This is a genomic window from uncultured Granulicatella sp. (genome assembly GCF_963515615.1).
Classification (GTDB): Bacteria; Bacillota; Bacilli; order Lactobacillales; family Aerococcaceae; genus Granulicatella.
In genome coordinates, this window is record NZ_CAUPZT010000047.1 from 1 (window position 1) to 11,450 (window position 11,450).

The 11,450-nt window shown below is 33.5% G+C and carries 13 protein-coding genes; 4 read left to right on the forward strand and 9 right to left on the reverse strand.

What is annotated here, in order from left to right; translation table 11 throughout:
• Positions 1-23 precede the first annotated feature (23 nt).
• On the reverse strand, positions 24-323 hold the full coding sequence (locus tag RYL55_RS07165; RefSeq protein ID WP_315008261.1) for a DUF1033 family protein: 300 nt from the start codon (positions 321-323) through the stop codon (positions 24-26).
• 106 nt (positions 324-429) lie between these two features.
• Here RYL55_RS07165 and RYL55_RS07170 point away from each other — a divergent pair, with 106 nt between their 5' ends.
• A complete protein-coding gene (locus RYL55_RS07170; RefSeq protein WP_315008262.1) occupies positions 430-708 on the forward strand; it encodes an acylphosphatase in 279 nt (92 codons plus the stop codon).
• 98 nt (positions 709-806) lie between these two features.
• On the forward strand, positions 807-1,751 hold the full coding sequence (yidC, locus tag RYL55_RS07175) for a membrane protein insertase YidC (protein ID WP_315008263.1): 945 nt from the start codon (positions 807-809) through the stop codon (positions 1,749-1,751).
• Positions 1,752-1,935: 184 nt separating this feature from the next.
• Here yidC and RYL55_RS07180 read toward each other — a convergent pair whose 3' ends face one another.
• Positions 1,936-2,409 (reverse strand): S-ribosylhomocysteine lyase, encoded by a 474-nt coding sequence (locus RYL55_RS07180; RefSeq protein ID WP_315008264.1) that lies wholly within the window; start codon positions 2,407-2,409, stop codon positions 1,936-1,938.
• Positions 2,410-2,562: 153 nt separating this feature from the next.
• Here RYL55_RS07180 and RYL55_RS07185 point away from each other — a divergent pair, with 153 nt between their 5' ends.
• Complete coding sequence (locus RYL55_RS07185; protein ID WP_315008265.1) at positions 2,563-3,651, forward strand: endonuclease/exonuclease/phosphatase family protein; 1,089 nt, start codon at positions 2,563-2,565, stop codon at positions 3,649-3,651.
• Between the two features lie 27 nt (positions 3,652-3,678).
• Here RYL55_RS07185 and RYL55_RS07190 read toward each other — a convergent pair whose 3' ends face one another.
• The 7 genes from RYL55_RS07190 to sufC form a co-directional block, all read right to left on the reverse strand.
• Positions 3,679-4,200 (reverse strand): PBECR4 domain-containing protein, encoded by a 522-nt coding sequence (locus RYL55_RS07190; protein WP_315008266.1) that lies wholly within the window; start codon positions 4,198-4,200, stop codon positions 3,679-3,681.
• A gap of 285 nt (positions 4,201-4,485) precedes the next feature.
• Positions 4,486-5,013 carry an isochorismatase family cysteine hydrolase gene (locus tag RYL55_RS07195; RefSeq protein ID WP_315008267.1) on the reverse strand — a complete coding sequence of 176 codons (528 nt, stop codon included), beginning with the start codon at positions 5,011-5,013 and terminating at the stop codon, positions 4,486-4,488.
• Positions 5,014-5,185: 172 nt separating this feature from the next.
• The gene (sufB, locus tag RYL55_RS07200; protein ID WP_006702908.1) at positions 5,186-6,580 is read right to left on the reverse strand and encodes a Fe-S cluster assembly protein SufB; all 1,395 of its coding nucleotides are present in this window, start codon (positions 6,578-6,580) and stop codon (positions 5,186-5,188) included.
• 2 nt (positions 6,581-6,582) lie between these two features.
• Positions 6,583-7,032 (reverse strand): Fe-S cluster assembly sulfur transfer protein SufU, encoded by a 450-nt coding sequence (gene sufU, locus RYL55_RS07205; protein WP_314404536.1) that lies wholly within the window; start codon positions 7,030-7,032, stop codon positions 6,583-6,585.
• Positions 7,019-8,254, reverse strand: a complete 1,236-nt coding sequence (locus tag RYL55_RS07210; protein WP_315008268.1) for a cysteine desulfurase — start codon at positions 8,252-8,254, stop codon at positions 7,019-7,021. Before RYL55_RS07210 ends, sufU begins: the two co-directional genes overlap by 14 nt.
• A complete protein-coding gene (gene sufD / locus RYL55_RS07215) occupies positions 8,241-9,533 on the reverse strand; it encodes a Fe-S cluster assembly protein SufD (protein WP_314679914.1) in 1,293 nt (430 codons plus the stop codon). The genes RYL55_RS07210 and sufD overlap by 14 nt, the downstream gene beginning before the upstream one ends.
• A 10-nt stretch (positions 9,534-9,543) precedes the next feature.
• The gene (gene sufC / locus RYL55_RS07220) at positions 9,544-10,314 is read right to left on the reverse strand and encodes a Fe-S cluster assembly ATPase SufC (protein ID WP_006702912.1); all 771 of its coding nucleotides are present in this window, start codon (positions 10,312-10,314) and stop codon (positions 9,544-9,546) included.
• A 221-nt stretch (positions 10,315-10,535) separates the two neighbouring features.
• Here sufC and RYL55_RS07225 point away from each other — a divergent pair, with 221 nt between their 5' ends.
• Positions 10,536-11,276 carry a gamma-glutamyl-gamma-aminobutyrate hydrolase family protein gene (locus RYL55_RS07225; protein WP_315008269.1) on the forward strand — a complete coding sequence of 247 codons (741 nt, stop codon included), beginning with the start codon at positions 10,536-10,538 and terminating at the stop codon, positions 11,274-11,276.
• The last annotated feature ends 174 nt before the right edge of the window (positions 11,277-11,450 follow it).

An 11,450-nucleotide genomic window follows, 5' to 3' on the forward strand; every position in this document is an offset into this window, starting at 1 on the left:
TCTTTTGTTCTTGCTTAGCCACTTTACTCTCCTTCTGAATATAGTTTTCCTTCTGGTGTCAAAATGAGGACTCCATAATAGAGTTGCAAACAATCTTCACAGGACTCACAATATTCACATTCATTTTCATTCCAAAATGCACAAGAAAACTTCTTCTCACGTTTCTTTTGATATTGTGCTGTATATTTTTCTAATAATTCTTGATAAAGTTTTTTTGCTTCTTCTATAGTGGAACAAGATTCTTCTAGAACAATCATCTCTTTCCAATCGTCCATCATCCACCAAGGTTCATCGACCCCTTTTGTCTGAATAACACAATACATACAATCACCTCTTACTAACAGTATACCAAACTTTTTCAAAACTTGTTATCTTCATCCATTGAAAATTCATATATTTTTGTTAGGATAGTTAAAAGGAGGAATTCAAATGATTACATTACGTCTTAGAGTCTGGGGACTTGTTCAAGGAGTTGGCTTTCGTTTTTATACAAAACGTTTAGCAGACCAATTGCAAATAAACGGAATGGTAAAAAATAAAATCGATACTTCCGTTGAAATCATTGTCCAGGATACCCCGGAGAGAGCCTATGCTTTTGTAGACCGAGTAACAACCTCTCCCCCATCACCGTATGCAAAAATCCGTTCATCAACAGTAGAAATTATTGAAAACGAACAGATTTATAAAGGATTTTCAATCTATTATTAATGAGAGAGAAATCCATATACACTGATTTTCATTGCTATTCTATTCAATATAAAGTAAAATGATTGTGTTTGACAGAAAAAAATAAAGGAATGTGATTCATGAAATTAACAAAAAAAGTTCAATTAGCAGCTCTATCGAGCTTACTTGTGCTATTCCTATCTGGATGTGTACAAATTGACAAAGCCACTAATCAACCGTATGGGGTTGTGTATGATTATTTAGCAGTACCAACTCAAACCATTTTAAACTGGATTGCTTCAGCAATTGGTGGAAACTATGTCATTTCTATTATGATTGTTTCAATTGTAGTTCGTATTATTTTAATGCCAACCATGTTTAAACAAATGAAGACAATGTTAATGAACCAAGAAAAAATGGCGTTATTAAAACCATATATTGATAAAATGAATGAACGTTATGGTGACAACCCAACACCAGAACAACGTATGGAAGTTCAACAATATACAATGGAAATTTATCGTTTAAATAATGTTTCATTAACAGGTGGGATTGCTTCTGGATGTCTTCCAGTATTAGTTACAATGCCAGTTTATAGTGCTTTATATAATGCGATTTTATACTCTCCTGAAATTTCAAACAGTTCATTTATGGGAGTTTCATTAGGTAGTACGTATTTACCAATTGCGATTGCTACTGCTGTTATTTATTTAATCCAAGGATATATTAGCCAATTATATATGGATGAAACGCAAAAGGCTCAAGCAAAAGCGACGCTATATATGATGCCTGTTATGATGTTAATGTTTACTGTTGGTACGGCTGCAGGGATTGGGATTTACTTCTTCACTTCTGGTTTAACTGCAATCTTACAAACTTGGATTCAAAACCAATTCATTCGTCCAAAAGTACTTGCAGAAATTGATGCTGAATTAGAAGCTCAAGGCAATAAAGTTATTCTTCCAGAAACTTCAAATGTTGCTAAGAGTGCTAATCAAACCACTACTGCACCAGATCAACAAACATTTGCACAAAGAAACCGCACATCAACAGGAAAAAACAGCGGAAAACAAAATAGAAAATAACACATTCATAAAAAGCCTTTTTGCCTAGCAAAAAGGTTTTTTATTTTATCCATTTTTAATAAATATATACTTATCTTCATACAAAAAAGTGAAATAAAAAAATAGTTTTTTAACCTCTAAAAATTAAAAAAACGTGAAGTTAGAAGTTTTACTTCTTTTCTTCACGACAATAAAAAATTAGCCATTAAATAACTTTTCTTTCGAATGGATCGATGCTGATTCCTTGTTCTAATACTTGTTTTGCGTATTCTTTTGCACCAAACAATGAATGATCCTTGTAGTTTCCACATTGAACAGCTGAAATTCCTTGAATATCTTCAAAACGAATTTCATGAACAATTTGTTCTAGTGTTACTTTTAGCGCAACGGCAATTGTTTCTGCACTTGGTGTTCCCCATGTAATTAAATGGAATCCAGTACGGCATCCAAATGGAGAAATATCAATAATTCCGTCTACTCTATCTCTTAATAAATCCGCTAATAAATGTTCAAATGTATGAATGACCCCTGTTGGCATTTCTTGCTTATTCGGTTGTAAGAAACGAATATCAAAATTCGTAATACGATCTCCTTTTTCTCCTACTTCTTCTGTAATTTTACGCACATAAGGTGCAATTACTTTATTATGATCTAATGTGAAGCTTTCTACTTCTGCCATAACAAAACCTCCTAATAATCTGTATAACAGAGCCACTATACACCAAAATAGAAAACACTGTCAATGAAATGAAATTCATCCCTTTATGTAGTTTTAAAGTATCGTGCTATAATAATGAATAAAGAAATTTATAAATTAGCAAAGGAATGCATTATGAAAAGAAAAACATCATTCAAACGAAAACTATTTTATTTTTTAAGTCCTCTAATCATTCTTATCAGTTTAATCATTGGATATTTTATTTATGGTTATACTGCTTATTATCGATTAGAAGATAACCTACCTTTATCCGTTACAAGCCATACAGACCAAACCCTTAACCCTGGCAAAGATTACACCATATCCTCTTTTAATATTGGATATGGAGCCTATCCTCAAGACTATAGCTTCTTTATGGATGGCGGGAAATATTCAAGAGCTTACAATCGAGAAACTGTATTAGACAATATGCAAGGAATCCAAAATGCTATTCAAACGATTCAACCAGATATTGCTCTATTTCAAGAAATAGACACGGATGGAGATCGTTCCCAACATGTGGATGAAGTAGAATTCATCACTCAGGCTTTTGAGAAGCAAAATTGGGTATTTGGACAAAACTATGATTCACCGTATTTATTTTATCCAATATTAGACCCAATTGGAAAAGCAACTTCTGGACTCCTAACGATGTCCAAATATACGATTCAATCGAGCCAACGATATAGTTTACCAATTGAAACGAACTTTAATAAATTTTTCGATTTAGACAGAGCTTTTACCGTTAGCTACTTACCCGTTTCAAATCAGAAACAATTAGCATTAATCAATATTCACTTATCTGCATATACAAAAGATCCAACAATTGGAAAAAGCCAATTAGAAAAGCTATTCCATTATATGGAAAGTGAATATGAAAAAGGAAACTATGTCATTGTCGGCGGTGACTTTAATCATGATATTTTACTTGGAAAAAGTCCGAAAGTCTTCCAAACATCCAATGAACCACAAACTTGGACTCATCCATTCCCAGTAGAAAATCTTTCAAAGCATTTTACATTAGCCACTCAAGGATTAGCAGAACAAAAAATTCCTTCAGCTCGTGCATTAGATGAAGGCTACCAAAAAGGAAGAACTTTTGTAACATTAGTCGATGGATTCATTATTTCAGACAATGTACAATTCAATCATGTCCATGTACATGACTTAGAGTTCCAACATTCCGATCACAACCCAGTTTCAATGAGTTTTACATTAAAATAAAAAATAGCGCATTATAGCGCTATTTTTTTATTTTATCCAAGATATATTATTAATTTTTGTTTTTCTCACTTTTTTATATTTTCTAATATCACTTTCATGTAAAGTAATTAATCTATAATAATTCCCTACTTTTCTTAATCCTAATACTAAAGCAGTTCTTCCTTGTTCTTCATAGAAAACTAAATCAAGATGCATGTTATTACTATTTAAGTCTTTATTTAAAACACAAACTTTCACTTTTTTATCATAGAAAATTCTTTCTATAAAAGAATAATTATTAAATCTAGAAAACATCTTCCTAAAATTAGTACTTTTTGTTAAATCAGATAAAAATAATTTATTATCTTTTATACTTTGTATACTTGTAGTAGCATTGATACTTTTATCTAATACATAATGTAAGCCCAATAAATGGTGCAAATCAAGTTCATGAAAGAGAACAACTATTTTATCAAATTTAGGATAGTTTATCTCCAATAAACATTTTTTATGACAAAACTTTTCATGATAATCAATTAAAACACTTTGTAAAGTTGCATCATTATCCATAGTCGCTCCTTAAAGCAAAAAAAATAAGCACGGAACGGAAAAGTCTCCGAACAAGACAATCGATTAGTTACTCATATAAAGCAACTAACTCCCTACTGTTGTGCTTTTTAGGCTTATCGCAAGGGAACAGTTCATTAGCTCTGCCAAGCAGTGTAACGTGCTTTTTTACACTTCTATATCACTATAGATTATTGAAAAAAATCTGTAATTGAAAGGATAAAATTTCTCCCTCAACTCTGACATCATTCTATAATAACTATTTTCTTTTGTCAATTTATAGCAAAGCTAGCAGTTTTTACTTTCAAATTCATCAAGATATAATACTTCTACTTGCCCTGACCAATCTAATATACAACCAATGAAATCAACAATATCTAAATCCTTCATTTCATATGTTTCCCCATTATTCACACTGGCAGTTGCATCTTCAATATAAGTTACTTTATAACCTCTATCTGAAGCAATAATAGCAGAAAATAAACAACAATATTCCGCATTTAATCCTGTAATTACTACTTCTTTAATTTGATGCTTCACTAAAATCTCCGTCAAATCTTTACATTGAAAAATATTTGGACTTTCTTTTTCAATAATATAGTCTGCTAAAACTGACAATTCTTCATCTAAACTTCCACTTTCATTTCCATTGTAAATAATACTATTTTCATCATTATCAATATGTCTCGTATTAATAATAATATCTCCATTTTGTTTAAAAATATTTTGTAATGTTAAAATGTTTTTTCTCAATTCGTCAAAATGTCCACGTTCTAACATACCTTTTTGACAGTCTAATACAATTAGTGCTTTCATTTGTTTAGTTTCCTTTGTTTATATTATTTATTAAGGTAATTATAAATTAGCGTTAATATTTTTGTATAGCTTTATTTTCTACTTTTTCCATATAACTATACCGATGTGGAAGTAATTTACGATAAAAAGAAAAAAATTAGCGCATTATAGCGCTAATTTTCTCTTTTATCGGTTAACCAACCGAGCCTTCCATTTCGTACGCAATTAATCGGTTTAATTCAACTGCGTATTCCATTGGAAGTTCTTTTGTAAATGGTTCAACAAATCCCATGACAATCATCTCTGTTGCTTCAGATTCACTAATTCCTCTACTCATTAAGTAGAATAATTGTTCTTCAGAAATTTTTGATACTTTTGCTTCATGTTCTAAAGCGACTTTATCATTATGAATTTCGTTAAATGGAATTGTATCTGATTTCGATAAATCGTCCATAATAATCGTGTCACATTCGATATGAGAAATTGAATAATCAGATTTCTTACTAAAGGTTACTTGTCCACGATAGTTTACGACACCACCATCTTTTGCGATTGATTTTGAAACAATCGAACTAGAAGTATGAGGTGCATTATGAATCATTTTTGCCCCTGTATCTTGGTGTTGACCTTCTCCAGCAAAGGCAATTGATAACATTGTCCCTTTTGCATAAGGCCCTTCTAAAAATACAGAAGGATATTTCATTGTTGTTTTTGCTCCTAAGTTTCCATCGATCCATTCAACTGTTCCATGAGCTGCTGCACGAGCACGTTTTGTTACAAGATTGTAGACATTATCAGACCAGTTTTGAATCGTTGTATAACGACAGTATCCACCTTCTTCTACGAAAATTTCTACAATCGCAGCGTGTAAGCTGTTTGATGAGTATGTTGGTGCTGTACATCCTTCTACATAGTGAACACTTGCACCTTCATCTACAATAATTAATGTACGTTCAAATTGTCCCATATTTTGGTCATTAATACGGAAGTATGTTTGAAGTGGAACATCACATTTTACGCCTTTTGGTACGTAAATAAACGTTCCACCTGACCATACTGCTGAGTTTAATGCTGCTAATTTATTATCTGTTGGTGGTACTAATTTTGCAAAATATTTTTCAAATAATTCTGGGTATTCTTTTAATGCTGAGTCTGTATCGGTGAAGACAATTCCTAGTTTATCAAATTCTTCTTTCATATTGTGATACACGACTTCTGACTCAAACTGTGCAGATGCCCCTGCTAGATAAGCACGTTCTGCTTCTGGAATCCCAATTTTTTCAAATGTATCTTTGATTTTCTCAGGAACATCATCCCAAGAACGAGCTGGTTTATCACTCGCACGTTTGAAATAGGTAATCGCATCAAAATCAATATCTGATAAATCTGCTCCCCATGTTTGCATTGGCATTTTTTCAAATGCTTTTAAAGATTTTAATCGGAATTCAAGCATCCATTCTGGTTCGTTTTTCATTTTTGAAATCGTACGAACGACTTCTTCGCTTAATCCAACTCCACTATCAAATACGGGCGTTACATCTTCATGAAAGCCATACTTGTAATCTTCTAATTCTGGAACTCCACTCATTTTTAAATTCCTTTCTTGTTTTTCTGTTCAACTGCTTTTTCTAATGCTTTCCATGCTAAAGTTGCACATTTAATACGTGCTGGAAATTTAGAAACTCCACTTAGTAAGGCAGCATCTTCTAATCGATCTTCATTCACACTTTGTCCTTGCACTAATTTTGAGAAATCTTCTGCTAATTCTAAAGCTTCTGGTAAAGTTTTTCCTTCTAAAATATCACACATCATACTGGCACTCGCCATACTAATCGAACAGCCTTGTCCATCAAAGCGAGCACTTGTAATATGACCATCATCTGATAATTCTAATTGTAACTGTAATACATCGCCACAAGTCGGATTATTCAACTCGATAACTTCAGCTGTTTTTTCCGTTTGAATTCCTTTATGACGAGGAAAATTCGAATGGTCTAAAATCACTTGACGATATAATTGATCTAATTTAGATAAAGCCATCTGAGAAAAACTCCTTTACTTTTTGTAATGCTTCTACGAAAAATTCAGCTTCTTCCATTGTATTATAAATATAAAAACTAATACGAGCAGTCGAAGAAACACATAAATCTCTCATTAACGGTTGCGCACAATGATGTCCTGCACGAATTGCGACTCCTTCCATATCTAAGGCAGTTGCTAAATCATGAGGGTGAACGCCATCCATTGTAAATGAAATGACGCCACTTCTTCTTGAAACATCCGTTGGACCATGAACGGTCACACCTTCCATTTGTGTTAATTTGTCATAAACATACGCTACTAATTGTTGTTCATGGGCGTGAATGTTTTCCATTCCAATTTGTTCTAAATAATCAATGGCCGCTCCTAATGCAATTCCACCGGCAATATTTGGAGTACCTGCTTCAAATTTCCATGGAAGTTCATTCCATGTACTTTCTGTGTCATACACGAAGTCAATCATTTCTCCGCCAAATTCAATGGGTTGCATTTCTTCTAATAGTGCTTGCTTTCCATATAAGACACCAATGCCTGTTGGAGCTAACATCTTATGACCACTAAACGCATAAAAGTCGCAATCTAAGTTTTGTACATCAATTTTCATATGCGGTGCTGCTTGGGCTCCATCAACAACTAATACTCCTCCAACTTCATGGACGATTTGTGCTAATTCCTTAATTGGCTGAATGGTTCCTAACACATTAGAAGCATGCGCAATAGAAACGATTTTTGCTTGATGAGTTAACACTTCTTTTGCAGCTTGTACATCTAGTTCCCCTTCTTCAGTTAATGGAAGGAAGTTTAAACTAGCTCCTGTTTGAAGGGCTAATTGTTGCCATGGAACAAAATTAGAATGATGCTCCGTTTTACTAATCCAAATCTCGTCTCCTTCATGCAGGCGATATTTAGCAAAACCTTGTGCTACCCAATTGATTCCAGTCGTTGTTCCTCTTGTAAACAATACTTCCTTTATCGAAGAAGCGTTGATAAATTTTTGAACTTTTTGACGACTTGCTTCATAGGCATCCGTTGCAAGTTGAGCGAGCGTATGCACACCACGATGAATATTCGCATTGTAATCATGATAATACTCTTCTATACAACGAATCACACTTTCAGGCTTTTGCGTTGTAGCAGCATTATCCAAATACACTAATGGTTCATCATTAACGGTTCTAGTTAAAATTGGAAAATCTTTTCGAATGTCATTACTGTTCATCATTTTTCGCCAACTTTTGATCAATCATTTCTACTAATTCTTTTTGCGTATTTTGTGCTGGAATGGCACTAATAACAGAACCTAAGAATCCACGAATTACTAAACGTTTCGCTTCTGCTTGACTAATTCCACGGCTTGTTAAGTAGAATAATTGTTCATCATCTACTTGTCCCACACTTGCCGCATGTCCTGCTGTTACTTCATTTTCATCAATTAATAAAATTGGGTTCGCATCTCCACGTCCACCTTCAGAAAGCATTAATACACGGCTTTCTTGTTGTGCATCTGCGAATTTTGCTCCTTTAATAATATGTCCAATTCCGTTAAATGTTAACGTTGATTTATCAAGAATAACTCCATGTTGTAAAATATGTCCCACGGAGTGGTTTGCATAGTTTGTCACTCTTGTATCAATTCCTTGAACTTGTTTACCAGTTGAAATAGCAACCACATTTACTTTTGCAGTAGAACCTGCTCCACGTAATTCACTATCGAAGTCTGCGATTACATTTCCGTCATTCATGATCCCTAATGCCCATTCAATAGTTGCATCTTTTTCTAAATAACCACGACGATTCATGTATGCATCCGTTGGTTGACCTAATGTATCAACCGCTGCAAAATGAACTTTTGCTCCTTCTTTTGCAATCACTTCCACAATGATATTCGCAGTATTTTTACGGTCTCCAATACTTTCGAAACGTTCCACATAAGATAGTGAACTATTTTCTTCAGCAACAATTAATACGTGTTTTACGAATGCTTCGTCTACTGTATTATTTTGTACAAAATGAGATTCAATAATATCTTCTACTACAACATTTTTAGGAACATAAATGAAAATTCCTGAATTAACCATTGCTGCATGATACGCAGTTAAGCTATCTTCATCCACTGGTACAGCTTTTGTCATATAGTATGGTTTCACTAATTCTGGATATTGTTGTAATGCTTCAAATAAATCCATTACTAATACATCTTGCATCGCTGTTTCAACATTCATCTCTTCCCAGTAAGAAACTGCTCCTAATTGAACAATTTTTGCACTTCCTACTGCACTTGGAATGTCTTTTTCTAATTCTGTAATGAGTGAGTTTGCTTCTCCAATTTCACTTTGGAATAAATTCCAGCGATGGAATTTTACACGCTCAATAAATGGTAATGGTAATTGTTTCGCTAATTCCAATGCTTTTAAACGAATGTCTAAAAACCAATCTGGTTCATTCTTTAGAAGTGAGAATGAAGTCAATTGTTCTGGTGTTACGGTTAATTTCTCTGCCATTCTCTTTCTCCTATTCTTGATGTTCTAAAGAAATTCCTAATTCTTCACTAATTCCTTTATATCCTTCTGCTTCTAGACGTTTTGCTAATGCAGCATCTCCTGTCATTACCACACGTCCGTCCATCATAATATGAACAACATCTGGTTCAATATAGTTTAATAAACGTTGATAGTGAGTAATAATTAATGATCCAAAGTTTTCCCCACGCATCGCATTAACTCCACGAGAAACAACTTTAAGCGCATCAATATCTAACCCTGAGTCGATTTCATCTAAAATGGCAAAACTTGGCTCAATCATCATTAATTGAAGGATTTCATTACGCTTCTTTTCTCCTCCAGAGAATCCTTCATTCAAGTAACGCTCTGCCATTTCTTCTGGCATATCTAAAATCGCCATTTTTTCATCTAATTTTTTGATGAACTCACGAACACCCATTTTATTGTCTTCATCACGACGAGCATTGATAGCTGAACGCATAAATTCTGCATTTGTTACTCCAGCAATTTCACTTGGATATTGCATTGCTAAAAACAGACCCGCACGAGCACGTTCATCTACTTCCATTTCAAGAACGTTTTCTCCATCTAATAAGATTTCACCTTCTGTAACTTCATAACTTGGATGTCCCATAATCGCTGCAGAAAGAGTTGATTTCCCTGTTCCGTTAGGTCCCATAACTGCATGGATTTCTCCAGTATTGATGGTTAAATTAACACCTTTTAAAATTTCTTTATCTTCAATTGACACATGTAAATTTTTAATTTCTAATGTTGCCATTATTAAGCCCCTTTCAAAATAAATCCTCAATGATATAACAGAATTTTTATCTGTCACATTAAGAATATTTTATCCTAAATAAGAACGATTATCAAAAGATAACGTTTCGGATTCATATCTTCTATTGTAAGTTTTTCACTTATTTTCATATAAAAAACTTTTCATTTTCATGAAAATGGAGTATCATATAAACTACTTACAATGCGAAAGGAGAAAAATAGATGCAACAATATCCTTTAATAGGAATTTCAGGGAATCATCGTCAAGATAATACTGAACATGATACCTATATCCTATCTTATGCACCTAACGGATTTGTTACTGGTTTAGAAAGAGCAAAAGCCATTCCAGTAATCTTACCGATTGTTTCTCAAGAAACAGCTCACGAATATATTTCAAGAGTTGACGCATTAGTTTTATCAGGAGGGCAAGATGTTTCACCTCTTTTATATGGAGAAGAACCTCATATTAACTTAGGAAGAACTTATCCAGTAAGAGATGCGTATGAACTTGCGCTAATTGAAGAAGCTTATCGTCAACGTAAACCAATTCTTGCCATCTGTAGAGGTATTCAAATTTTAAATGTTGCTTTTGGAGGTACTTTATATCAAGACATTCAATCGCAATATCCAGAATCAACGATTTTACATGTTCAAAAAACAATGCCTTCTATTGCTACTCATACGATTGAAATAGCAGAAGGTAGTGAATTATCTAAAATATTTGGAACAAAAACAGAGATTAATTCATATCATCATCAAGCGGTTAAAGAACTTGCTCCAAACTTCAAAGCTGTTGCTTGGAGTTCAGATGGATTAATCGAAGCTTTTGAATCAAATGAAGAAGGACAATATGTACTAGCATTACAAGGTCATCCAGAAACAATGGTGAACGATTACGAAGGAATGCAAGAATTATTCAACCATTTTGTACAGTACGTAAGAGAGAAAAGACTTTTCTGACATGTAGTATTTAGGACGCAAATAAAGAGAAAACGTATGGCAGTTCACTGTCTCATACGTTTTCTCTTTTTTACACCGTTAAAAATCGGAAGAAATAGACTTTTCTCCGTAGCAAAAATGAGACTGGGCAAAAAGTCTCAAAAATAGAAGAAAGCACGTCCTGATTTCGACAGA

Coding starts and splice junctions, on each gene's coding strand:
- RYL55_RS07165 (WP_315008261.1), bottom strand. CDS start 323: ATGTATTGTGTTATTCAGACAAAAGGGGTCGATGAACCTTGGTGGATG.
- RYL55_RS07170 (WP_315008262.1), top strand. CDS start 430: ATGATTACATTACGTCTTAGAGTCTGGGGACTTGTTCAAGGAGTTGGC.
- yidC (WP_315008263.1), top strand. CDS start 807: ATGAAATTAACAAAAAAAGTTCAATTAGCAGCTCTATCGAGCTTACTT.
- RYL55_RS07180 (WP_315008264.1), bottom strand. CDS start 2,409: ATGGCAGAAGTAGAAAGCTTCACATTAGATCATAATAAAGTAATTGCA.
- RYL55_RS07185 (WP_315008265.1), top strand. CDS start 2,563: ATGAAAAGAAAAACATCATTCAAACGAAAACTATTTTATTTTTTAAGT.
- RYL55_RS07190 (WP_315008266.1), bottom strand. CDS start 4,200: ATGGATAATGATGCAACTTTACAAAGTGTTTTAATTGATTATCATGAA.
- RYL55_RS07195 (WP_315008267.1), bottom strand. CDS start 5,013: ATGAAAGCACTAATTGTATTAGACTGTCAAAAAGGTATGTTAGAACGT.
- sufB (WP_006702908.1), bottom strand. CDS start 6,580: ATGAGTGGAGTTCCAGAATTAGAAGATTACAAGTATGGCTTTCATGAA.
- sufU (WP_314404536.1), bottom strand. CDS start 7,032: ATGGCTTTATCTAAATTAGATCAATTATATCGTCAAGTGATTTTAGAC.
- RYL55_RS07210 (WP_315008268.1), bottom strand. CDS start 8,254: ATGATGAACAGTAATGACATTCGAAAAGATTTTCCAATTTTAACTAGA.
- sufD (WP_314679914.1), bottom strand. CDS start 9,533: ATGGCAGAGAAATTAACCGTAACACCAGAACAATTGACTTCATTCTCA.
- sufC (WP_006702912.1), bottom strand. CDS start 10,314: ATGGCAACATTAGAAATTAAAAATTTACATGTGTCAATTGAAGATAAA.
- RYL55_RS07225 (WP_315008269.1), top strand. CDS start 10,536: ATGCAACAATATCCTTTAATAGGAATTTCAGGGAATCATCGTCAAGAT.